Genomic DNA, 24,450 nt, shown 5'->3' on the forward strand with positions numbered 1-24,450 from the left:
TGTGATAGTACACACAACAATTACACAATTCAACATATAAACGATTACACGTTATAATCAATGATTTCAGTAAAAGAAGCAAAAAATATCATATTAAATTCAATCCAAGATTTTGGAGTTGAAGAAATTCCGTTTCTAAAATCTGTTGGTAGAATTTTAAAAGAAGAAATTAGGGCAGACAGAGATTTTCCACCATTTAATAGAGTTTCTATGGATGGAATTGCAATCAATTATTCGTGTTTTAAAAACGGACAAAGAGATTTTAAAGTAGAAGGAATTCAAGCTGCAGGAAGTCCACAAATAACGCTACAAAACAATGAGAATTGTATTGAAGTGATGACAGGAGCTGTTTTGCCTAAAAATGCAAATGCGGTTATTCGATATGAAGATGTAGTTATCGAAAATGGCATTGCTCAAATTTTAATTGATGAAATCAAAGACTTTCAAAACATTCATCAAAAAGGAAAAGACAGAGTAGAGGGCGATGTCTTAATTCATCAAAATTCAATGATTTCAGCAGCAGAAATTGGTGTTTTAGCAACTGTTGGTAAATCAACTGTAAAAGTGGCAAAACTGCCAAAAGTGATGATTGTTTCTACAGGTGATGAATTAGTTGGTGTTGATGAAATTCCGTTAGAACATCAAATAAGAAGAAGCAATGTGTTTACCTTAGTTTCTTTGTTAGAAAGATTACAAATCCCTTCAAAAACTGCGCATATTACAGATGATAAACCCATTTTAAAATCAAAAATAGAAAGTTATTTACAAGAATATGATGTGTTGCTTTTTAGTGGAGCAGTAAGTAAAGGTAAATTCGATTTTTTACCCGAAGTTTTAGACGAATTAGGAGTCGAAAAATTATTTCATAAAGTAACCCAAAGACCAGGAAAACCTTTTTTCTACGGAAAAACGAGCGATTGTAATATCTTCGGATTTCCTGGGAATCCGATTTCAACTTTTGTAAATTGTTTAGCATATTTTTATCCTTGGTATTACAAATCTGTAGGATTAGAAACCAAAGAAGAAACTGCCATTTTAAATGCAAATGTAACTTTTAAACCTAATTTAACTTACTTTTTACAAGTGCAATTAGATTATAAATTCGGACATTTAGTTGCAACTCCAATTAAAGGAAATGGTTCTGGAGATTTAGCAATTTTGGTAAATGCAGATGCTTTTATTCAGTTGCCAAATGATAGAATTGAGTTTAAAACAGGGGAGAATTACCCAATAATAAGATATAGATAATGAGCGATTTTAGTCATTTAAATTCAAAAGGAAATCCTAAAATGGTAAATGTTTCTGATAAGAAAATTACCAAAAGAACTGCCATTGCAAAAGCTACCATGTTTTTAGGAAAAGAAGTAATTGCTCATTTTACAAATGATGAGTTAATTACCAAAAAAGGACCTGTTTTTCAAACGGCAATTATTGCAGGAATTCAAGGTGTTAAAAAAACATCAGAATTAATACCTATGTGTCATCCGTTATTAATTAATGGAGTAGATGTTGATATTACTATTATCGACTCAGAAAATATTGAAGTTTTATGCAAAGTGACGATTACTGGTAAAACTGGCGTAGAAATGGAAGCGTTAACTGGTGCAAATGTTACTTGTTTAACCATTTATGATATGTGTAAAAGCATCAGTCAAAAAATGGTAATTAAAGAAGTAAAATTATTAGAAAAAACAGGAGGAAAATCTGATATTAAAAATGGCTAAAAAACACAGTAAACATACAAATTTAGAAAGAAGAGATAATGATAATTTTGCTCCTAATGAAATTGCAATTTTAGGGACAAATTGTGGTGTTATTTCTGATTTAGTTCATCAAGTTTCTCAAAAATTAGACAATTATAAATTGGCTTATTTTGATGCTTCACACGCAAAAGATGTAGAAGGGAATAAATTATCTGAATATGTTTTTCATCATCAAGGAAATTTACAAATTACAACTTCTAGAAACGTAAATAAATTTCAACAAAGATTAGATTTTGCGCAGTTTGATTATGTTTTTATCAACGGAAATCATTATCAAGGAGCAAAACAAATTTTAATTTTAGATGAAGCAAAAGAAGCTTCTGTGTTAAAAAGATTAGAGCAGTTAGATCGCATTCAGTTTGTAATAAAATTAAAATCAGAAACTAAATATTTTGATTTTTTAGAAGAAAAATATCCGCAGATAAAAAATATTACTTGTTATACAGTTGATTCCATTGATAAAATTGCAAATCACATTAACAATTTAATTCAAGAAAAAATAGCACCTGTAAAAGGGTTGGTTTTGACTGGCGGAAAAAGTACAAGAATGGGAACAGATAAAGCTGAACTCAATTATTTTGGAAAACCTCAAAAAGAATTTGCTAAAGATTTGTTAGAAAACAACAATTTAGAAACCTTTTATTCTGTTAGAGATTTCTCGACTGCGCTCGAAATGACAAATGAAAGTCAAATTGTCACCTTGAGCGCAGTCGAAAGGTCTAAGAATTCAAATGAAATTCCAGATAAATTCTTGAATCTTGGTCCTTTTGGTGGTATTTGTTCTGCGTTTCAAAAAGATCCAAATGCTGCTTGGTTTGTGTTGGCAACAGATGTTCCTTTTGTAAATGAAGAAGTAATTCAGTTAGTTTTAAAACGCAGAAATCCAACTAAAGTAGCAACAACCATTAAAGGGAAAAGTAAAGATTTTCCAGAACCATTAATTACGATTTACGAGCCAAAAGCATATCCAATTTTATTGCAATATTTAGCACAAGGTTATTCTTGTCCTAGAAAAATGTTAATCAATTCTGATGTAGAAATTGTAGAAATTGATGACGATTTTATTAGAAATATAAACACTCCAGAAGAGTTTAAAGCAGCTAAAGATGAGATTGCTAAATAATGGATAAAACGATTTACTCATAAATTTGATGCTAAAAAAAATGTTGGAGAATTTAACCAAAGCTATTTTATAGTTTGCAAAAAAGGATTGAATAGTTATAGAGCAACTAAAAACTAAAAACTAAAAACTAAAAGCAAAATACCCAGATTTACAAGTGTTGAGTTTGTCTGGAGGAATTTCTTATTAAAATGAGGCGAAGAAAAATCGGAATTGTTAAAATTGTTTCAGGAAAGAGAAGTTGGTATGAGAGAATATTAGCTTCAGTTTTTTATGCAGTTGGTTTTTATTTAATATTTCTATTCTATAAAAATGTAGAGTACACTTTTACCGAAGATTATTATATAAATAGCATTAGAATCCTGTCTTGTTTAATAGTTGTATTTACTTTCGGAATTAGATTTTCTTATACAGTTAACCATCATTTTGATTTTGATTTAAAAAGATATAGAAAATATTATTCAGTTGGCCCTTTTGGTGTTGGAGAATGGGAAAATTTAAAAGACTTAGATAGAGTTTCTACTTTTTTAAATAGCCAAGGTTATTGTGAGGTAAATATTTGGGATATAAAAAATAATAAGTACAGAATTGCTTTCTTTGATGAAATTAATGATGCTGTTGAGTATGGTAGAAATTTAGCCGAAAAGTTAGAAATTAAATTTTTAGAAAGAAATTAAAGAATGAAAAACCCTTTAGAATTTTATAAGCAACAAAAAGAAGAACTAGAACATGAAGCTTCTAAACTGAAAACAAAACTTATTAATTTAGGGGTTTTTAGATTTGCAGTTTTTTTAACTACTTGCTTTTTAATTTACCTCACTTTTGGCGCTTTTCCTGATGTTTTTATTATCGCTTTTTTAGGTTTTTCATTGTTTGCTTTTTTAGTTTTAAAATTCGTAAACCTTAAACGAGAAAAAGCAATTTTAGACACAAAAATTGAGATCAATAAAACCGAAATTAAGGTTTTAAATGGCGATTATTATCAGTTAGAAACTGGTAAAGAATTTATAAATCCAACGCATTTTTATAGTAATGATATTGATTTGTTTGGTAAAGGTTCATTTTTTCAATACACAAACAGAACTGCTACTTTTGATGGGAAATCTGCTTTAGCAAAACTGTTTACAAGCAATGATATAAATGATATTGTAGCCAAGCAAAATGCAATTAATGAGCTTTCTGATAAAGTAAAATGGAGACAACATTTTTCTGCTTTGGCAAGTTTGGTAAGTGTTAAAAATACTTCGAAATCGATTGTAGATTGGATGTCTAATTACAAAACAGTTTTTCCTAATTATTTAGCTAAAATACAAATTGGGTTTTCTGTGATTTCTCTGCTATTGATAGGTTTAATTTCTTTCGGATTTTTATCTTTTTCTTACTTAACTGCTTGGTTTTTTATCGGACTTTTTATTACAGGTAGGTTTCTTAAAAAAACGAATAATTTATATTCAGAAACAGATAATGCAAGAGAAACTTTTAAGCAATATCATCAATTATTAAATGAAATTGAGAACCAAAGTTTTACTGCTAAAAACTTAGTAAAGAAACAAGCCATCATTCAATCAGAAAACAAAAAAGCATCAACAATATTTAAAGAATTTTCTAAAATTTTAGATGCTTTTGATAATCGAAACAACATTGTAATTGCTGTTTTAGGAAACGGATTTTTTCTTTGGGATATTTTAAATGCTTGTAAAGTAGAAAAATGGATTTCGAAATACAAACACACTGTAGAAAATTGGTTTGAGGTTGTTGCTTATTTTGATGCTCAAAATTCGTTAGCAAACTTTAAATTTAATCATCCTAAATTTGTGTTTCCAGAAATTTCATCAGAAAAAACGATTGTAAATTCTACAAATTTAGGACATCCTTTGTTGGATGAAAATAAAAGAATTGATAACAATTTTTTAATTGATGATGAGCAGTTTTTTATTGTAACTGGTGCAAATATGGCTGGAAAAAGTACGTTTTTAAGAACGGTTTCTTTGTCTATTGTTATGGCAAATTGTGGCTTGCCAGTTTGTGCTGAACGTTTTAAATATCATCCTATAAAATTAATTACAAGTATGCGAACTTCTGATTCTTTAACAGATGATGAATCGTATTTTTATTCAGAATTAAAGCGCTTAAAGTTTATTGTTGATCAAATTAAAAAAGAGAAATATTTTATCATTTTAGACGAAATTTTAAAAGGAACCAATAGTAAAGACAAAGCAATTGGCTCTAAAAAGTTTGTTGAGAAATTGTCAAAATCGAAATCTACAGGAATTATAGCAACCCACGATGTTAGTTTGTGCGATTTAGAAAATGAGTTTACTGATATTAAAAACTACTATTTTGATGCAGAGATTATCAATAACGAATTGCATTTCGATTATACGTTAAAAAATGGTGTTTGTAAAAATATGAATGCTTCTTTTTTATTACAAAAAATGGAAATTGTTTAAATTTTTAGATAGAAGATATTAGATTAATACAATTTTCTCTGTTTCTTAGACCTCACAGGTTTTAAAAACCTGTGAGGTCTAGTTATTTTTCCACTCTAAACTTTCAATTAATTTCAAAACATCACTTTTTATATAAGCAACAGCAGGTAAAATAGAATCGTAGTTGGGTTTGGCATAAAAATAAAGAGAACCCTTTATAAAATTACTTGTACTGTCTGTAACGTGAAATTGTAGGTGAGAAGCTGCATTTCCAGTAATTTCGTATAAGCTACCAAACGTTCTTTTTTCTGGATTTATAAAATCTTTAGGGATAATTTGTTCTGCTTTTACAGCGTGTTTAAAAACAAGTTTTTCAGCTTCTGTAAGTAATTCTTTGAGGTTGTTATTAACTGGTCTGTAAGTAATATCTATGGATGCTTTTAAGTCTGGATATTTAATTTTTAACCAATTATTTTTGTCGTCTATTATTTTTGTGTTTTTTAAAACATTAAAAGTATAAGGTCTTTTTAGGTTTAATTTTTGATACGATTTCTCTGGATATTTTAAACTTAAATATGCTTTAGGTTTTGGTAAAACATTTTCTTTACAAGAAATAAAGAGAAAAGAGATGAGAGAAAAGAGAAAAGAGATTTTACGCATTTCTAGTTGCTTTAATTTGTTTAATACGTTTTTTATCTAGGGCTTCTATGGTAAACGTATAATTCTTGAAGTTTATTTTCTCTCCTTTTCTAGGGAATTTTCCAGATATTTCTAAAATAAAACCAGCTAAGGTTTCGCTTTCGCCTTTTTCTTCTTCAAAAATTTCTTCGTCTTCATCGTCTAAAACTCTACAAAAATCTTTAATTGTGGTTTTACCTTCAAAAATATAGTTGTTTTCATCAATCTTAGAATATTGTAAATCATCGTCATCAAACTCATCATTTATATCGCCTACAATCTCTTCAATTACATCTTCTAAGGTAACTAAACCACTTGTACCTCCATATTCATCAACCACAATTGCTAAATGATTTTTACGATCTCTAAAGTCGTCTAATAAATCGTCTAGTTTTTTGTTTTCTGGCACAAAAAAAGCTTCACGAACTAATTCTTGCCATTTAAAAGTTTTCTTGTTTAAGTGTGCTAATAAATCTTTTGCGTATAAAACACCAACTATATTATCGATATTATCTTTATAAACTGGGTTTCTAGAATAACCGTTTTCTAGAATTTTATTTAAGACAACTTCATAAGATTCCTCATCAGAAAGTGCAAAAATATCGATTCTAGGTTTCATAATTTGTACGGTTTCTGTATTCCCGAAATTTACGATTCCTTCTAAAATTTTTTGTTCGTCTTTTGTGGTGGCACCTTCAGAAGTTAATTCTAAAGCTTGCGATAAAGTTTCAACTGAAAAATTAGAGTTTTTATTACCGAGTTTTTTTTCTATGAATTTTGTTAAAGTAATTAAAGGCAAACTAAAAGGAGTTAAAATTACATTAATACCATTAATAAATTTTGCCATTAGTTTAGAAAATTTTAAAGCATTTCTAGAAGCATAAACTTTTGGTAAAACCTCACCAAACAAGAGAATTAAAAAAGTTACTAAAACAATTTCTATTAAAAAACGAACAGGAACTTCGAATAAAATTAGGTTTAATTGATAATCAAAATCAGCAAATAAAGTTTCTGCTAAAGAGGCAAATAAGAGTACAATTAAAATATTTATAAAATTGTTTGTAATTAAAATTGTTGCCAATAATTTTCTAGGTTTTTCTAATAAATCTACTATTAAGTTTTGTTCTTTACTTTCGTCAGAAAGTGCGTCTAAATCTGTTTGTGAAAGAGAGAAAAAAGCAACTTCTGTGCCTGAAATTAATGCAGAACTAATAAAAAGAAAAATTAATGCAAGAATATTTAGACCTACAATAAAATCTATAGAAGTAAATATTAAGAGTAATAAAGGTTCAGGATCTGGGTCCAAAATTTAAATATTTTGATTAATTAAAAAGGTAAATCGTCATTTTCTTCTGGTGCAACAGATTTTGGTTCTGGAGCAGAAGGTTGTTGGTTTTGCTGAGGATTATTAGCGTTAGCACTATTATTTTTGGTAGATAACATTGTCATTTCGTTTACTTGTACTTCAGTAGAATAGCGTTTTACACCATCTTGTTCCCACTGACGGTTTTTTAATTTACCCTCAACATAAACTTTATCGCCTTTACTCAAGTATTTTTCGCAAACTTTAGCCAAACCATTTCTAACCACAATATTATGCCAATCTGTATTGGTAATTTTTTCTCCAGTTTGTTTATTGGTATAACTTTCTGATGTAGCAATAGGAAAACGACCTACACAATTTTGATCATCAAAATAATGCATTTTTACTTCGTCGCCTAAATTACCAATTAAAATTACTTTGTTTATTGTACCTGCTGCCATAGCTTAATTTTAAAATATTTTAGATAGTTTATCAGGGTTTTGTTTACTGTTAAACACATCAATAATAATTACTTTATTAGTTTTTCTTTCGTAGATTATTTTATAACTCCATTTAGGAATAAATCGATACTTGTCATCATCTATAATTAGTTCTCTAGAAAAATCAAAACGTTCATCTTTTAAAGAATCTCCTAATTCTAGTAAAGAATCAAAAACGTGTTTTCGTTTTTTGGACTATCTTCATAAATTTAATCATAGATTTTTAGCTAAAGACCGCATAGATTTGGAAGACCAGAAAACTTTCATTACCTATTTAAAACATAATTTCTGACTTCTTCAGAAGTATATGTTTTTTCTCCAGCATCCATGCTTTCGCTAATTTTGTTTAAATGTGCTTTGTATTGTTTTTTGGTTAAACCTTTTCCATCAGCAGTATAAATAACAAATTCATTTAATGAACTTTTTTTAAGTTCATCAACTTTATTGAGCATCTTTTCATCTAGATTATTAATCCATTTAGTTAGCTCGTTTCTTTTTGCTTCTACATTCATGCCTAATATTTATGTAAATATACTAAAAACTCAAAAAATAAATCTTAAAATAAGTTAACATCGTTTACTTTTTAGGTTGATACTCTTTTAAAAAATTTGCGATTAAAACAGGAACAGGATATTTTTCTATATCAGACCAATTTATTTTTGCTTCGGATGAAGTAGCTGTTTCTACAATCCAGAATTGAGTGTGTAAATGTTGATGCGATAATTTATGAACAATCTCTTTTTTATTGAAAAGTGAAATGGTGGTTTCTTCAGGAAAAAGTGCTACAAATTCATCAGAAGAAATCAATTCATTTTTGTTGATGTTTTTATCGCTTTCAATTAATGGAAATTGATATAAACCCTGCCAAATTCCTTTACCTTTTCTTTCGGATAAAATCGTTTTATTGTCATTTGTTTTTATCACCAAATAATTAAAATATCGATTTTTAACTTTTACTTTTTTCTCTTTTACAGGTAATGTTTCAATCAAGTTTTTTTGAAAAGCAACACAACCATCAGCAAAAGGACAAAACATACACAAAGGTTTTTTAGGCTTACATTGTATGGCACCAAAATCCATAATTGCTTGATTAAATGTACCTGGTTGTGTTTCGTCTATTAAAGTTTGTGCTAGTTTTTTAAACTCTTTTATACCAACAGACGAATTTATAGGCGTGTCTATACCAAAATATCTAGATAAAACACGATACACATTACCATCTACAACAGCTGTATTTTCATCAAAACAAATAGAAGCAATAGCAGAAGCAGTATAATCTCCTATTCCTTTTAACTTTATAATTTCTTTATAAGTTGATGGAAATTCGCCATTAAAATCATTGGCAATTTGTTTTGCTGTAAAATGTAAATTTCTTGCTCTAGAGTAATATCCTAAACCTTGCCACATTTTTAAAACCGTACTTTCGTCTGCATTTGCAAGGTCGAAAACTGTTGGGAAAGTAGAGGTAAATTTTAAGTAATAAGACAAACCTTGGGCAACTCTTGTTTGTTGCAGCATAATTTCTGATAACCAAATATAATATGGATTTTTAGTTTTGCGCCAAGGCAATTCTCGGCTGTTTTGTAAGTACCAGTATATTAAAGTGTTAGAAAATATCATTTGTTAAAAATCAATTTGCAATATTACATTTTAAAATTCACATAATTTTAGGTGTTTAAATTTTTGGAATTGATTAATTATCATATATTTGCATCCGCATTTTTGAAAGTAAATTAATAAAAATATAATAAAAGTAGAGACATGACGAAAGCAGATATCGTATCAAAAATTTCAGATAAATCAGGAATAGAAAAGACAGATGTTTTAGCAACTGTTGAGGCATTTATGACTGAGGTTAAAGACGCTTTAGAAAACGGAGACAATGTATATTTAAGAGGTTTTGGTAGTTTTATTATTAAAACTAGAGCAGAAAAAACAGGTAGAAATATTTCTAAGAATACAACTATTAAGATTCCAGCTCACAATATTCCAGCTTTTAAACCAGCTAAAACTTTTACAGAAGGAGTAAAAAATAAAGTAGCTGTTAAATAACAAAATACTAATCTAAACCTTTATTAAAGGTTTAAAAAACATCAGAACATTATGCCAAGTGGTAAAAAAAGAAAGAGAGCAAAGATCTCTACGCACAAAAGAAAAAAAAGAGCTAGAGCAAATAGACACAAGAAAAAGTAAGCATATGCTTACTTTTTCGTTTATGGTTTAGCGAAAAAAAAATTAAAAGTTCATTGACATCGAGGTTACACAAACCTCAAATGGTATTACAAATACCTGACAATATTAATCCATCTGCACAATAATGTGCAGTGTTAAAACCAGTTCAGCATGAAAACAGAATTAATAATTCGTTCAAATTCATCTGATATTGATTTTGCCTTATTAAGAGATGGAAAACTTATTGAATTAAATAATGAAACAACTGATAACAAATTTTCTGTTGGCGATATTTTTTTGGCCAAAATAGGAAAAGTGTTAACAGGTTTAAATGCGTCGTTTGTAAATGTAGGCTATCCAAAAGATGGTTTTTTACATTATCATGATTTAGGTGCGCAAGTAAACTCATTAAACTCGTTCATTAAGAAAGTAAGCACAGGTAAGTATAAAGATTTCACTTTAAAAAACTTTCGAAAGGAAGAAGACATTAACAAAGACGGTAGTATTAAAGATGTACTAAAAACAGGGCAGAACCTTTTGGTACAAATAGTAAAAGAACCAATTTCAACAAAAGGACCTAGATTAAGTTCTGAGCTTTCTATAGCTGGTAGATTCTTAGTTTTAGTCCCTTTTTCTAATAGAGTTTCTGTATCTCAAAAAATAGCAGATCCTAAAGAAAAAGAACGTTTAAAAAGGTTGGCAAAAAGTATTAAACCTAAAGGTTTTGGAGTAATTTTAAGAACAGTAGCCGAAGGAAAAATGGTTGCAGAACTAGATAAAGACTTACAAAACTCTTTAGAGCGTTGGAAAACAATGTGTAAAAGAATACCTAACACAAACACACCAACAAAAATTTTAAGTGAGTTAAACAGAGCATCTTCTATTTTAAGAGATGTTATGAATGAAACCTTTACAAACATTGTAACAAATGATGAAACGTTGAAAGTAGAAATTAAGGAGTATTTACAAGAAATTTATCCTGAAAAGGAAAATATTGTAAAACTACATAGATCTACAACTCCTATTTTTGAAAAATACGGAATAGAAAGACAAATAAAAACATCGTTTGGAAAAACTGTTTCTATGAGTAAAGGTGCTTATTTAGTAATAGAGCACACAGAGGCTTTACACGTTATTGATGTTAATAGCGGAAACCGTTCTAACAAAGCTGGTTCTCAAGAAGATACTGCATTAGAAGTAAATTTAATTTCAGCCACAGAAATTGCACGTCAATTACAATTGCGTGATATGGGTGGTATTATAGTTATTGATTTTATTGATATGCATAAAGCTGAAAACAGAAATAAATTGTTTCAGCATTTAAAAGAGCAAATGGCTTTAGATAGAACAAAGCACAAAATTTTACCTCCAAGTAAATTTGGGTTAGTTCAAATTACAAGACAAAGGGTTAGGCCTGAGTTAAGTATAAAAACTACCGAAGACAATCCAAATGTAAATGGACAAGTAGAAGCTCCTATTGTTTTGTTAGACAAAATTGAAGCAGATTTAGAAAAACTGATTATTAAATTAGAAAATGATAAATCGAACAATAAAAAGATACAATTACACATTCATCCTTTTATTGCTGCTTATTTAACAAAAGGAGTAAATTCAATTCGTTTTAAATGGTATTTAAAACACAAAAAGTGGATTACAATTATACCTAGAGATGCTTACACATACTTATATTATAGATTTATAACTGTAAAAGAATAATCTATTTATAATAAGGCAATAATTTATTATCAAAAAACCCCGCAATTTTAATTGCGGGGTTTTTCTATTTTTAAAAAGCTTTATTAATCCCAAGGATCTTTATTAACTTCTAATTCTTTTTGGCTGGCAATTAATGGTTTTTTAGTTTGATCGGTTTCGCCAATTTTTAAACAAGCGTATAATAAGAAACAAATTTCTAAATCCTTTTTATCTAACAACGAGAGTTTTACAGCGTCTTTGAAGTTTTCGTTGGTAAAAGATTCATCGAATTCTGCAATTTTAATTTCGTTTTTATAAACAGATATTCTCTTTTTATAATGAATGTTAATTGCATAAGTAATTCCGTTTATATTAATAGAATAAATGGTTTTTCTATTGTTTTGAGAAATCAGTTCTATAATTGCTTCATTGTTATTCTTAATACTGAATACCATTTTCCACTTCCAAAATTGGAATTTCTTCGTAATCGTGTAAATCGATTTTTCATCTTTATCAAAGATTTCGCAACCGAATTTTCCAAAATCCATAAACCAACTAGAAGTATATAGAACTTCTTTAGAAGAAGACAGACTTAAAGTATTGTTATTCTGCTTTATTGTGTATAAATGTAGATTCATAGTAAACAATATTAGTGAACAAAAATAGAGTATCTAAGCTAAAAAAATATTGTTTATATCATTAAAATAGTGCCTTTATTTTTCTAAAAATGCAATTACTTTATCTGGGAAATCTGTAAAAGCGCCATCTACATCAGCATCAATTAAAAGTGTTTGCATCATTTCTTTAAACGATGAAAATTCTGCCAAATCATCTGCTCTAAAAGTATAAGGATGCACTTTTAAACCTAACTCATGAGCATCATCAACAAGTGTAGTAAACGTAAATTTATTACCTTCTTTTTTGTTTAAAATTTGTTTGTACCAAGGGCCAATTCCATCTGCATAAGTAGCAAAATGTGCTAATTGTTTGGTTTCTTCTTTAAACTCTATGAGCTGTACTAAAAACAATTCAGATTTTAATTCTCTACGAATTCGTTCTAATTCTTTAGCGTTAAAACATTGCAAAATACAAAGGTCTTTTTTTGATGTATAACCATAATCTGAAAGTATTTTTAAAACAATTTCAGTTAAATCTTTTCCTTCTTTTTGATGAAATTCAGGAGCTTTTATCTCTGGATAAATTCCGATATTTTTTCCTGTAGATCTATTTAAACCTTGTATTAATTCTATTTCTTCTTGTAAAGAATGTAGCTTAAAATTGCCCTGCCAAATAGGAAAACGATTGGGATACACTTGCTTACCAGTTTTAGGATTAAATCGTTCTGAAACTTGTAACGTTTTTAATTCGTCAAACGTAAAATCGATAACATAATAACGATGATCACTTCTTTTTCTATCTGTAAATTTTTTAGCAACGTCTGTTACATCATCCAAATAAATATCATGAATTACAATAGGTACATTGTCTTTGCTTAAAACCAAATCTTGCTCAATATAATCTACACCCATAGCATGTGCCATTGCTTTTGCTTGCAAAGTATGTTCTGGCAAATATCCAGAAGCTCCTCTATGTGCTATTACTATTTTTTTGCTCATTGGTTTTAATTTTTGATGTGTTTTTTTACATCCAAAGATAATTATTAATAAAAGTATTATTTTCTTCATTCTTTAAAAGTATAACTTTTGTAGTTTTGCAATATGAAGTTAGCGTTAAAAATAATGTTTATTGTCTTTTTACTTTGGATGGCAATAGGAATGTACTTGGTAAATACAGAGCACGAAAAAGCACAAGTAGTTATGGGACTAGGTGTTTTGTTTTTGTCTTTTTTATTTATGCCATTATTTATTTATTATAGATATAGAGATGGCAAATACAAAAAGTATATTTTAAATGATGAAAAATTGTTGAGTGCTTTTAAAAATAGAGATAAAAATTAATCTTTCTTTTTTAAAAAAGCATATACAGGAAAATGGTCTGAAAAACCGCCTTTATACCAAGGGCCAATGTAAGTTCTAAAAGGGCTGCCTTTGTATTTTCCTTTGTAAATTTTCATCCATTGTTTGTTAAAAACTTCTGCGTGTTTAAAGTAGTGTTTGTCTGTTGTTTTTTCTAAAAAGTTATTCGAAAATATAATCTGGTCAAATAAATTCCATTTTCCATTAAAGGTTAAAGATCCATTGCCTTTGGCCAATAAATTTTCCATAGGATTGTAAAAATCATCTTTTACCAAATATTCTTTTACGCTTTTACTTGTAGGATCATCGTTAAAATCGCCCATAACAATAATTTTAGGGCTCATTTCTTTACTTTTAATTTCTTCAATAATAGTTCTTGCTGTTTTAGCAGCAATAATTCTTTTGGGTTCGGTTTCTAGCACACCTTCTCTTCTAGAAGACCAATGATTTACCAAAATATGTACCAATTCTCCATGTAAATTTCCGCTAACTTTTAAAATATCTCTAGTGTAATCTCGATCTCCATCTTCATCTAATAAATACACAGGATAAATTTCGGAATCAATCAACTCGAAAGCAATTTTATTATAAAGTAATGCCACATCAATTCCGCGTTCGTCTGGCGAATTATGATGAACAAATCCATAATGATGTTTTTTTAAGCTAGAAGAATTTGCCAAATCAGAAACTACTTTTGCATTTTCTACTTCTACCAAACCTACAATTGCTGGCGGATATTTAGATTTGTTTAATCCTAATTGAGATATTACAGAACTCAGTTTTTTAATTTTAGCATTATAACGCTTGTATGTCCATTTCTTTTTTCCTTTTGGCGTAAAATCATCATCTGCAGTTTTAGGATTGTCTTTAGTATCAAACAAATTTTCTACGTTATAAAAGGCAATAGTAGAACTGTTTTTTTTCTGTTTAGAAAAAGAAAGAAATTGAAACATATTTTTTTACTTTTTCGTAAAAATAGCGAATTATTTAAGGGATTGATAACCTAAAACGTTTGTTTTATTAACTTTCAAATAACGCTGTATAGATTTTACAATTATAAATTTGTAGTGATTAGAATTTGAATAAAGCTAAAGAAAGAATGAACTGAATAAGTGCGAAATTTAAATTAGCTGTAAAATCCTCAAATTATTGAGGATTTTTTATTGGAATCAAAATAAAAAGCGCTTAAAATGAGTTTTATATAATTTTAACTTAAAAAACATGTTTAATTAACATTTAAAAATTTTTAGTTGTACAAAATCATTTTAAATTTGCAGCATCTAAATTAACTATAAAAGAAAAAAGTATAAGAGGAAAAGAAGTGTAAAAGATTTGAATTAATTAGTTAAAACCTCAATGTATTGGGGTTTTTTCTTTTTGTAGAAATTCCTAAATACTATTCAGAAATAATTGCTTTTCAAAAATCGAAAAACTTCAATAAAATCCAAGTTTTAACGAATATGTTTTTTAAGGTCTTAATATTAAATTAACGCTAAAATTTATGTTCTTTTTATAAGTTTTTGGCAATTACTTCAATTATTCTTGAGTTCTCTATTTTTCATTAGTAAAACAGTGGTATTTTAATAATTATTAACATTTTTTGTTAGTATATCTTTAATGTTAACGCTTGTAAAATTGCCTAAAAACTAACTAAAATTACACCTTTTTATAACCTTTATTTTCGCTTTTTAGAATAGGCTTGCTTTAGTTTTGTGGTGTAATTAATAACAATTAAAATTAAAACATTAAAAAAATGAAAAAGCTATCTATTGTATTATTATTCACATTTGCAACTGTATTTTCTACGTTTTCTAATAATGATGATAAAATTAAAGAAGAAGTAAATAGTAAACTAAGAAATAAAATTGAAAATTTATTAGGAGACTATCAAGAAGTATTAAATAAAAATGTAGAAAAAGCTTCGATTAAGTTTATTATTAATAGACAAGGAGAAATTATCGTTTTATCCGTAAATACGGATAAAGAGAATATTGCAAACTTTGTGAAAAGCAAATTAAACTATAAAGTTACTTCTATTAAAAACGTAAAATTTTTAAAAACATATACTTTACCTGTAAAGTTTGTAAAAGAATAAATATTTTATAAAATATTTGAATTTGAATTGGTTAATTAAAGCTTTTAGCTTAGCCTCAACAATTGTTGAGGCTTTTTTTGGTTTTAAAATTAAGAATAGTTTGTATTTTTGTATCATATGATAGACCAAAAAGAAGCCATTTCAGAAAAAGCTGTTTTAATAGGTGTAATTACCCAACAGCAAGATGAAGCCAAAGCTACAGAATATTTAGATGAGTTAGAGTTTTTAACTTCTACTGCAGGAGGAGTAGCTGTAAAACGCTTTGTGCAGAAAATGGAAAAACCGAATCCGAAAACTTTTTTAGGTGCAGGTAAATTAGAAGAGGTTAGAGATTATATTCATTCCTACAATATTGGTACTGCCATTTTTGATGATGAATTATCGCCAGCACAACTGCGTAATATAGAGAAAATTCTAGATTGCAAAATTTTAGATAGAACCAATTTAATCTTAGATATTTTTGCACAAAGAGCACAAACTAGTTCTGCAAAAACCCAAGTAGAATTGGCGCAAAGCGAATATTTATTACCACGTTTAACAAGACTTTGGACACACCTTGACAAGCAAAAAGGGGGTATTGGAATGCGTGGACCTGGAGAAACAGAAATAGAAACAGATAGACGTATTATTCGCGATAAAATCGCGCTATTAAAAAAACGATTAAAAACCATTGATAAACAAATGGCGGTTCAACGTAAGAATCGTGGTAAAATGGTTCGTGTGGCTTTAGTTGGGTATACCAATGTAGGTAAATCTACCTTAATGAACGTAATTAGTAAAAGCGATGTTTTTGCAGAAAATAAACTGTTTGCAACCTTAGATACTACAGTTCGTAAAGTGGTTATTAAAAATATTCCGTTTTTAATGACAGATACTGTTGGGTTTATTAGAAAGCTGCCAACACAATTGGTAGAATCTTTTAAATCTACCTTAGATGAGGTTCGTGAAGCAGATTTGTTGTTACATGTGGTTGATATTTCTCACCCTAATTTTGAAGATCATATTGCATCTGTAAATACCATTTTAAGAGATATTAAAAGTGATGACAAACCTACTTTAATGGTTTTTAATAAGATTGATGCTTATGAACATGAAACAATAGATGCTGATGATCTAGAAACCGAAAAAGGAAAAGAACATTACACTTTAAAAGATTGGAAAAAAACTTGGATGAATAAAGATGAGGTTGAATCCATTTTTATTTCTGCTCTAAACAAAGAAAATTTAGAAGATTTTAAAGATAAAACTTATGAAGAAGTAAAGAAAATACACATTCAACGTTTTCCTTATAACGACTTTTTATATTATGAATATAAAGAGGAGGATGATAAGTAACAATTTATCCTGCAAGGTCTTTTTTTATGACCTTGTAGGTATTGGTATTCTATAATTTTTTTTAAAAGGCTTAATAAGAGAGTTAATCCTTTTCCCTTCCACAATAATACCCATTCTTTTAGCTCTATTTTCTTAAGATTTTCTGGTATAAGATTGTAAATCTGCAATATTATCGGATTCGCATATAAATTTCTAAATCTAGTAAGGTTTCAATAACAACTTCTTGAAAAACTAATCCGCTTACAGAACCATACTTGGTATACTATTTTGTTGGTTTATTTGAGGTATTTCATCTAAGGTTGTTTTTACGCTTAGTTAAAGATTTTACTTTATAATATGTTCTAAATATCAGATTTTAAGTTTAATGAAGTAGTAAAGGTTGAAAAAATACCTAATTGTAGGTATAAAAAAATGAGAAGTTGTTAAATAGTTTTACAAAACCTAATCAACAACACTTCATCTCATGAGTAAAATTATTAAAATTCTTTTCATATTTCTGGTTATAAATCAAGTTTCATTTTCTCAAAATAAATCAGAAAAATCACCAAAAAAGATCTCAGTATCAGAGGTCTTAAATAAATATTTTGATGCGATTGGCGGTCTAGAAAAAATTAAAAAAGTCAAATCTAGAGCTTTTTATCAATCTTCTTATTCAATAATTAAAACAAAAGAATTAGAAAATACAATTAAAGGTAAAACATTTTCTGTTATTGGTGAAAATCAAGAAATACTAACTATTGTAGCTAATGATAATAAAATAGCTTCTAAAGTATTTTTTGATGGTGAAAAAGGATATACAGATATACCAGGTGTTATTAAAACTGAATTTGACTCAAAAATGATTGAGTTTTATAAGAAAAGTATTTGTTTGTTTTCTCAAGAAACAAATCGTTCAAATTATTCCAATAAAGTTTTAGAACAAGAATTTAGTGGCAAAGAGTGTTATGTTTTAGAATTAAATTCACCTGCTTATGGTGGTTCAAGTTATAAATCTAAAGAATATTACAGCAAAGCAACAGGTTTGTTAATTGGTGCCTCTTTTGATAATAAACAGTCTAATAGTATTTCTTATTTTAAAGATTATACATTAATAGACGGAATTTTAACATCAACTCAGCAAGTATCTTATACAAAAACGCCATCTGTTGGTAGCACTATAACTTCTTCTGTTTATTTAGAAAAAGCATCATATAATGTAGATTTAAATAGATATTTAAATGGTTCAGATAATTTTTTAAAGCAAGAAATTGGATTTTATCCATCAGATAACAAACATAAAAATGCATTAAGAGATTTAAAACTTATTCACACAGACGGATCAATAAGTAACGACGTTAGTGCTGTTTCGAAACAGAGTATTGTACAAGCAGTAGATACTTTAGAAGATAATTTACGATCAAGAATTTACAAACAATTAAAGAAAGATAAAAAATCATCCTCTAGCGTCTCTGCAATTTCATCAACAATTAATCCAAAAAACCAAAGGTTTGATGTTAAAGAATTAGTAGAAAGTGGAGCTAACTCAGCATTAAAATACAGAAGAAGTTCTTTATATACATTAATGATAAATGATGAAAAGAGGGAAAGAAATTCTGTAATAAAAAATGCTTTTGGTAATTCTGAAATGTCAGAAAAATTTAATGATCATAATTTAGGACCTTATTTAATAGAAGGTACTGGAGGTGATAAAGATCAAACAGGTTTTATACAGAGCTACTTAGACGAAAAAAATGTTGCTAAAGAATTAGTTGCTAGATGGTTTAATAGAGATGAAAAAGGTAATTTTGACATGAAACTAATTGCAGAAAGAGGGCAATACAATGCATCTGATTTAAATTCAAGAATTGCTCAGAATTCTAAAAGAGGAGCAGCTTTATTAAAAGATGCAGGCGAAGAATTAATAAGAAATACTTTTGTGATTGTATATGATTTTAAATACACCAATAAAGAAGATCAGGCCAAAAAAAGGGGTGGTTTTTTAAAGTTAGTGTCTTCAGCAGCTTCTTTAGTCGGTGCAGATGATGTAGCTTTAATTACGGATGGTGTAAACTTAGCATCAGATGTTGTAGGTAAAGGATATTTTGTAAGAACAACAAGTTATCTATATAGGTTAGTTTGGGATGAAGAAACAGCAAATAAATTTTATACAGAATACTGGAGTTCGGCTGAAAACCCTGATCCTGAAAAAATAAAATCTTTTGAAAAAGCAAACTTTTTTAAGTTAAAATATGTAGGTAGTGAGGTTTCTAGAAGCAACTTACAGTCTACAGTTTTTACAACTAAATCAGATGATGATTTGATTGAAATTTCTACCACCAAAGGCTTTGATAAGAATATTGGTAAATTACAAAGAACCTATGAAGAATTTAGGGTTAAAACACCATTATATAAAGGAGACCCTATTAGTGCTAAAATTGGTTTAAAAGAAGGATTAGAAAATGGCGATAAATTTGAAGTATTAGAACAGATCATTAATGAAGAAGGGGTTACAAGTTATAAAAGAATAGGAAAAATAAAAGTTCAAAGAGGTAAAATTTGGGACAATACCTTCTTAGCAGAAGAAGCAAAAAACCATATAGAAAAGAATCCTAAAAAAGAAAAGACTAGTATACTCTCAAATTTATATGGTGTTGGAAAAAAAGGAAAAGAAAAAACAAAAAAAACAGATTTAGAATATACCGTTTTTAGCGGAAAAAAAGGAGTCTATGCTTCTGGAATGTTAATTAGACAAATAAATTAATTTAATATGAGAAATATAACAAAACTGATTTTATCTATAGTAATACTATTATGTAGTAATGGTTATTCGCAAAGCAAAAAGAAAATTGCAGAAGAAAAATTGAAAAAAGTATATGAGATTAAATGTGAAGGAGTAGGTACTGAAGGTATTTACTTGGTAAAGGTGTTTTCTTATTCTAAAGATAAGAATTTAGCAATTGAACAAGCAAAAAAAAATGCAATTAGAGGTGTAATTTTTAGAGGAATTCCCCCAGGAGAAAGAGGTTGTATAGCACAGCCTCCTTTGGTAAGAGACTCTAATTTAGAAGAACAAAGCAATGATTATTTTACATCATTTTTTTCTACAGGAGGTAAATATTCGAAATTTATAGATTTAACAACAGAAGGAGCTGTAAAAGCAGAAGATAGATTTGTATTAAGTGGTAAAGGGTTTGGTTTAAGAGGTAAAGTTTATAAAATAGGAGTTGTTGTTTCTGTAAATAAAAAGCTACTTAGAAAAGAACTACAAGATGCAGGAATTATTAAAAAATTATCATCTGGATTTTAAAAATGTATAACCTATGAAATCAACAATAACAATAGCCGCGATAATGGTTCTAATACTTACAGGATGTAAATCTGTAGATCCAAGTACCAACGTAATATCTTCTTATTATAGTTATGAAATAGAATGTGTCAGTAAAAATTTAGATGCCTCCTTATTAGTAAAAACATGGGGCTCTGGATATGATATAGAAAATGCAGTTTTAAATGCCAGAAGAAAAGTAATCGATGATATTATTTTTAAAGGAATAAGAAAAGGAAATTTAAATTGTAACCAAAACCCTTTAGTTTCTAACCCAAATATAAAAGAGAACTTTAAATCTTTTTTTGATGAGTTTTATTCAAAAAAAGGAAAGTTTGGTAAGTATGTATCTAAGCCAGATAATAGTTGGTATAGAAATCTTGAAAAAAATAAAGTAAAATTTAATATTAACAAGTCTTATGAATTAATTGTAACTATCGATTTGTTAGGATTAAAAGAATATTTATTACAAAACAAAATAATTTTATAAAAATGAAAAAAATTATATACGCAGTTTTTTTAATTGTTTTATGCAGTTATTCAAATTATGGACAGGCAAAAAAACCAACATTAATGGTTGTACCAAGCGATAATTGGTGTATAAAAAATGGTTTTGTTTTAGAGTTTGATAATCAAGGAACAAAAGAGGTAATACCAGATTATAAGTCAGCGTTTCAAAATAGTACAGAACTTTTAATGGTGGTTAGTAAAATAAATGGCTTAATGGCAGAAAGAGAGTTTCCTCTAAAGAATATTGAAACAGTATTAAAAAATATTAGCTCTACAAGTGCTATTGATGCCTTAAGGTCTTCAAAGTCTTCAGGAAGTGAACAGTCAGAAAGTGCTGTAGATCAAATCTTAAATCAGGCAAAAGCAGATATTATAATTCAACTTACTTGGTCATTTAATTCGGTTGGCCCAAAAAAGTCCTTAACGTTTAACTTACAAGGTTTAGACGCCTATTCTAATAAACAAATTGCTACTGCAGTTGGTACAGGTAAACCATCTTTTTCTACAGAAATTCCGGTTATGTTAGAAGAGGCAGTTTTATCATACATAGACCCTTTTACAAATAGTCTCCAAAATCATTTTGAAGATATGTTTACAAATGGTAGAGAAGTAAAAATTAGAATAAAAAAATGGGACGATTGGGATTCAGATTTAGAATCTTTATACGGTTCAGAAGAAGAGGAATTAGGTATTTTAATTGAAGATTGGTTTGCAGAGAATTCAGTTAACGGACGATTTTCGACTACTACTGCAACAGAAAATATTTTGGTTTTAGAACAAGTTAGAATTCCTTTGTATTATGAAAGAAATGGAAGGCAGAGAGCTATGGATACAAGAAGATTTACAAGTTTGTTAAGTAGATTTTTAAAGAAAGAATATAATATCGAAAATAAATTAACCACAAGAGGATTGGGAGAAGCAACCATTATTCTTGGAAGTAAATAAAAATATCATGAAACGAATAAGATTTAATATAATTTTTGCACTTGTTCTTACAACAATGGTGTCTTTTAGTCAAAAGGTAATAGATGATGTAAATTTAATAGCAATAGCCCCATATGTATCAACTCAAATAGAATATATGCCTACATCTGCTAGAGTTAATTTAGAAAATAAATTAGAAAAACTTATTACCTCTAGTGGTTTTTCAAGCTCAATTGGTAGTGATAGTAGGTTTATTTTAACACCAAATGTAACTGTGTTAAGTAAAAATATTGTTTCAGGAGCACCTCCTAAAGTTGCTCTTTTATTAGACGTAACTTTTTATGTTGGTGATGGGGTTTCTGGAGTTAAATACGGTAGTGCTTCTGTAGAGGTTAGAGGTGTTGGCTCTAATGAAACGAAAGCTTATAACTCTGCTATTAGAAGAATAGGTCATAATAACAAAGAACTTAAAAAGTTATTGGAATTATCTAAAAGTAAAATAGTAAATTATTTTAATTCTAACTGTAACAACATTCTTAAAGAAGCTGATAATTATGCCAGTTTAAATCAATTTGATGATGCATTAATTGTTTTAAATTCTATTCCTAAAGAAATAAGTAAGTGTTATGCATATGCATCTAATAAGCTAAAACCTATTTACAAAAGAAAAATAGATAGCGAGTGTAAAAATCTAATAACCAAAGCAGAGAATGCTTGGAATTATGGTTTAGATTATGAGGCAGCAAAAGAAGCTGGAGAATATTTAAGTGAAATTGACCCTGCATCTTCTTGTTATTCTGAAGCTAAGAAATTGTTTCAATTAATTAATAAATCTCTTGAAAAAGAAGCTGCTAAAAAATGGGAATTTGAGCTAAAAAAACAAGAGAACATTAATAACTACAACTTACGAGCTTTAGACATAATAGAAAAAATAAGCGTGGCAAAAGCTAAGTATCATAACTATAACATTAGAAGATGGTGGTAAAATAATGACATTTTTCGACACTTTCCCATCAAGTGTGTAAGTTAAAAATTACAGGATTAGACTTTTCATAGTTTAATTCTTTGGTCAGAATGCTTTAAACCCAGTTAAAATTTATAAAATTATATTTTTTATACTTTAAGTTTAACATATTATTGTACATCAAAATCAATAAAAAAAAGGAATGCCAACTGCATAAGTTAGCATTCCCATTTTTATTATTTATTTTAAAGAAAATTTTTAAAATCTACTTGTAATTAATGTTTAACTAAAAGTTTTTTAATGGCTATTTTGTTGCTTTGATTTAGCTTTAAAATATACATTCCAGAAGGTAATTTAGATACATTTAATTCTTTACTACGTGTTATATTTCTATTCATTAATAATCTTCCATTTACATCATACACAGATACTTTTAAAGTAGAATTATTATTGTTGAAATTAAATTTTAAAACATCGCTAGCGGGTATAGGTCCATAAGTTAAACCATCAATACAATTATTGCCACATTCTTCTAGAGAGAGTGATTTATTGTAAAGGGCAGCAATATCTGAGGCTGATAAAGCATAATTATAAATTCTAAAATCGTCTATTTTACCATTTAATAAAGGATCATTTGTAAATTGACTTTTACCAATATAATTAAACATTGGTTTAAAATCTATTGGTCTGGCCATTATGGCGCTAGATTCATCTGCAAGAACACCATTTACATATAAACGAGCTGTATCTGTACTTAAAGTTACAGCAACATGAGACCATGCACCTTCTGTTAGTTTTGCATCAGAATTTAAAGTTTCTAAGCCATTACCATTATTAATACCAAAACGTACTGTACCAGCACCAGAATAAGGAGAAATAAACATAAATTGATCTTGGCTATTTCCAAAGTCGAAAACACGTTGCCAAATATTTCCACCATTCCAATAAACCCAGGTTGCCACTGTAATTTGTTCTTGATTTGCAATATCTGGAGGTAATTGTAAGAAATTATCAACTCCATTTAATTCTAAGGCATCAGAACCCACTTCACCAGAACTATAAGAAATTGTTCCTGATCCTGCTGTATGGTTTAAGTTTGTTGTTTTATCTAAAAGATTTTGTTCAAACTCATAATGTGCAATAAGTGTATTAGCTCCTGTGGTAGTTGCAGAAACTTCGTTAGAATAGGCAGAGTAATTTAAAGAATTATCTACAGCTTTAATTTTATAAAAATACTCTCCATTAATTGTGGTTGTATTATCTATAAAAGAGGTTGTAGTAACGTTACGAGCAATCCCCCATAGAAACCCAAAAACTCCTCAGTACGTAGGCTAACGTAAAATTTGTAAATTACTGACTTAATATTCAGCTCTTTGTAAGACCGTTTTTCAAAGTGTTGCTGCTTAATGTAAGCACGAGCGCAATCCTGGTTAGAATGTTTGCCAACAGTACATTGGCGACCACACTTTGTGTGGATCCCGTTCAGAATAATCTCTTTGCCTAAAGCACATTCTCTTAGAGCTTTTTAAATTTAAATTTTATGGATGATAAAATCACATTAGATGTAATTAACAAAAATGCTGCTGGAATTGACATCGGTAGTCGAAGTCATTGGGTAGCCGTAGGACAGAAAGGTTCTCAAATTAAAGAATTTGGGGTCTACAATGAAAACCTTTATCAAT

At 28.5% G+C, this 24,450-nt stretch carries 24 protein-coding genes; 15 read left to right on the top strand and 9 right to left on the bottom strand.

Annotated elements, in window-relative coordinates; translation table 11 throughout:
• Positions 1–60: 60 nt before the first annotated feature.
• The 5 genes from ACWYN7_RS04505 to ACWYN7_RS04525 all read left to right on the top strand — a co-directional run bounded on the left by ACWYN7_RS04505 (position 61) and on the right by ACWYN7_RS04525 (position 5,333).
• A complete protein-coding gene (locus ACWYN7_RS04505; RefSeq protein WP_462858650.1) occupies positions 61–1,248 on the top strand; it encodes a molybdopterin molybdotransferase MoeA in 1,188 nt (395 codons plus the stop codon).
• The gene (gene moaC / locus ACWYN7_RS04510) at positions 1,248–1,724 is read left to right on the top strand and encodes a cyclic pyranopterin monophosphate synthase MoaC (RefSeq protein ID WP_462858651.1); all 477 of its coding nucleotides are present in this window, start codon (positions 1,248–1,250) and stop codon (positions 1,722–1,724) included. Before ACWYN7_RS04505 ends, moaC begins: the two co-directional genes overlap by 1 nt.
• Positions 1,717–2,886 carry an NTP transferase domain-containing protein gene (locus ACWYN7_RS04515; protein ID WP_462858652.1) on the top strand — a complete coding sequence of 390 codons (1,170 nt, stop codon included), beginning with the start codon at positions 1,717–1,719 and terminating at the stop codon, positions 2,884–2,886. Before moaC ends, ACWYN7_RS04515 begins: the two co-directional genes overlap by 8 nt.
• Before the next feature lie 188 nt (positions 2,887–3,074).
• A complete protein-coding gene (locus tag ACWYN7_RS04520; protein ID WP_462858653.1) occupies positions 3,075–3,560 on the top strand; it encodes a hypothetical protein in 486 nt (161 codons plus the stop codon).
• Between the two features lie 3 nt (positions 3,561–3,563).
• Positions 3,564–5,333: a MutS-related protein gene (locus ACWYN7_RS04525; RefSeq protein WP_462858654.1), complete on the top strand. Its 1,770-nt coding sequence runs from the start codon at positions 3,564–3,566 to the stop codon at positions 5,331–5,333.
• Positions 5,334–5,411: 78 nt separating this feature from the next.
• Here the strand turns inward: ACWYN7_RS04525 and gldD are convergent, their stop codons facing one another.
• The 5 genes from gldD to mutY all read right to left on the bottom strand — a co-directional run bounded on the left by gldD (position 5,412) and on the right by mutY (position 9,413).
• Positions 5,412–5,972, bottom strand: a complete 561-nt coding sequence (gldD, locus tag ACWYN7_RS04530) for a gliding motility lipoprotein GldD (RefSeq protein WP_462858655.1) — start codon at positions 5,970–5,972, stop codon at positions 5,412–5,414.
• Positions 5,965–7,296: a gliding motility-associated protein GldE gene (gene gldE, locus ACWYN7_RS04535; RefSeq protein WP_462858656.1), complete on the bottom strand. Its 1,332-nt coding sequence runs from the start codon at positions 7,294–7,296 to the stop codon at positions 5,965–5,967. Before gldE ends, gldD begins: the two co-directional genes overlap by 8 nt.
• Positions 7,297–7,316: 20 nt before the next feature.
• Positions 7,317–7,754, bottom strand: a complete 438-nt coding sequence (locus ACWYN7_RS04540) for a single-stranded DNA-binding protein (RefSeq protein WP_462858657.1) — start codon at positions 7,752–7,754, stop codon at positions 7,317–7,319.
• Positions 7,755–8,059: 305 nt separating this feature from the next.
• Positions 8,060–8,305 carry a hypothetical protein gene (locus tag ACWYN7_RS04545; RefSeq protein WP_462858658.1) on the bottom strand — a complete coding sequence of 82 codons (246 nt, stop codon included), beginning with the start codon at positions 8,303–8,305 and terminating at the stop codon, positions 8,060–8,062.
• Between the two features lie 64 nt (positions 8,306–8,369).
• The gene (gene mutY, locus ACWYN7_RS04550; protein ID WP_462858659.1) at positions 8,370–9,413 is read right to left on the bottom strand and encodes an A/G-specific adenine glycosylase; all 1,044 of its coding nucleotides are present in this window, start codon (positions 9,411–9,413) and stop codon (positions 8,370–8,372) included.
• Positions 9,414–9,554: 141 nt separating this feature from the next.
• Here mutY and ACWYN7_RS04555 point away from each other — a divergent pair, with 141 nt between their 5' ends.
• Together ACWYN7_RS04555 and ACWYN7_RS04560 are read left to right on the top strand one after the other, a co-directional pair.
• Positions 9,555–9,845, top strand: a complete 291-nt coding sequence (locus ACWYN7_RS04555; protein WP_015481675.1) for an HU family DNA-binding protein — start codon at positions 9,555–9,557, stop codon at positions 9,843–9,845.
• A gap of 291 nt (positions 9,846–10,136) precedes the next feature.
• Positions 10,137–11,681, top strand: a complete 1,545-nt coding sequence (locus tag ACWYN7_RS04560) for an Rne/Rng family ribonuclease (protein WP_462858660.1) — start codon at positions 10,137–10,139, stop codon at positions 11,679–11,681.
• Between the two features lie 83 nt (positions 11,682–11,764).
• Here ACWYN7_RS04560 and ACWYN7_RS04565 read toward each other — a convergent pair whose 3' ends face one another.
• Positions 11,765–12,298 carry a tubby C-terminal domain-like protein gene (locus tag ACWYN7_RS04565; protein ID WP_462858661.1) on the bottom strand — a complete coding sequence of 178 codons (534 nt, stop codon included), beginning with the start codon at positions 12,296–12,298 and terminating at the stop codon, positions 11,765–11,767.
• Positions 12,299–12,373: 75 nt separating this feature from the next.
• Complete coding sequence (gene glpQ / locus ACWYN7_RS04570) at positions 12,374–13,345, bottom strand: glycerophosphodiester phosphodiesterase (protein WP_462858662.1); 972 nt, start codon at positions 13,343–13,345, stop codon at positions 12,374–12,376.
• 33 nt (positions 13,346–13,378) lie between these two features.
• On the opposite strand from glpQ, the gene ACWYN7_RS04575 reads away from it, so the two are divergent.
• A complete protein-coding gene (locus ACWYN7_RS04575; protein WP_462858663.1) occupies positions 13,379–13,618 on the top strand; it encodes a hypothetical protein in 240 nt (79 codons plus the stop codon).
• Here ACWYN7_RS04575 and ACWYN7_RS04580 read toward each other — a convergent pair.
• On the bottom strand, positions 13,615–14,589 hold the full coding sequence (locus ACWYN7_RS04580) for an endonuclease/exonuclease/phosphatase family protein (protein WP_462858664.1): 975 nt from the start codon (positions 14,587–14,589) through the stop codon (positions 13,615–13,617). The two genes, ACWYN7_RS04575 and ACWYN7_RS04580, sit on opposite strands and share 4 nt — an antisense overlap.
• Positions 14,590–15,389: 800 nt before the next feature.
• Here ACWYN7_RS04580 and ACWYN7_RS04585 point away from each other — a divergent pair.
• The 7 genes from ACWYN7_RS04585 to ACWYN7_RS04615 all read left to right on the top strand — a co-directional run bounded on the left by ACWYN7_RS04585 (position 15,390) and on the right by ACWYN7_RS04615 (position 22,789).
• Positions 15,390–15,731, top strand: coding sequence for a hypothetical protein (locus ACWYN7_RS04585; RefSeq protein ID WP_462858665.1), 342 nt, complete (start codon positions 15,390–15,392; stop codon positions 15,729–15,731).
• A 117-nt stretch (positions 15,732–15,848) separates the two neighbouring features.
• Positions 15,849–17,066 (top strand): GTPase HflX, encoded by a 1,218-nt coding sequence (gene hflX / locus ACWYN7_RS04590; protein WP_462858666.1) that lies wholly within the window; start codon positions 15,849–15,851, stop codon positions 17,064–17,066.
• Positions 17,067–17,529: 463 nt separating this feature from the next.
• The gene (locus ACWYN7_RS04595) at positions 17,530–19,806 is read left to right on the top strand and encodes a hypothetical protein (RefSeq protein WP_462858667.1); all 2,277 of its coding nucleotides are present in this window, start codon (positions 17,530–17,532) and stop codon (positions 19,804–19,806) included.
• 6 nt (positions 19,807–19,812) lie between these two features.
• Positions 19,813–20,352 carry a hypothetical protein gene (locus tag ACWYN7_RS04600; RefSeq protein ID WP_462858668.1) on the top strand — a complete coding sequence of 180 codons (540 nt, stop codon included), beginning with the start codon at positions 19,813–19,815 and terminating at the stop codon, positions 20,350–20,352.
• A 13-nt stretch (positions 20,353–20,365) separates the two neighbouring features.
• The gene (locus ACWYN7_RS04605; protein ID WP_462858669.1) at positions 20,366–20,860 is read left to right on the top strand and encodes a hypothetical protein; all 495 of its coding nucleotides are present in this window, start codon (positions 20,366–20,368) and stop codon (positions 20,858–20,860) included.
• Positions 20,861–20,862: 2 nt separating this feature from the next.
• Positions 20,863–21,825: a DUF6175 family protein gene (locus ACWYN7_RS04610; RefSeq protein WP_462858670.1), complete on the top strand. Its 963-nt coding sequence runs from the start codon at positions 20,863–20,865 to the stop codon at positions 21,823–21,825.
• Positions 21,826–21,832: 7 nt separating this feature from the next.
• Positions 21,833–22,789 (top strand): hypothetical protein, encoded by a 957-nt coding sequence (locus ACWYN7_RS04615; protein ID WP_462858671.1) that lies wholly within the window; start codon positions 21,833–21,835, stop codon positions 22,787–22,789.
• Between the two features lie 254 nt (positions 22,790–23,043).
• Here the strand turns inward: ACWYN7_RS04615 and ACWYN7_RS04620 are convergent, their stop codons facing one another.
• Positions 23,044–23,814 (bottom strand): LamG-like jellyroll fold domain-containing protein, encoded by a 771-nt coding sequence (locus ACWYN7_RS04620; RefSeq protein ID WP_462858672.1) that lies wholly within the window; start codon positions 23,812–23,814, stop codon positions 23,044–23,046.
• Positions 23,815–24,450 lie beyond the last annotated feature (636 nt).

This window comes from Polaribacter sp. M10, from assembly GCF_054968445.1.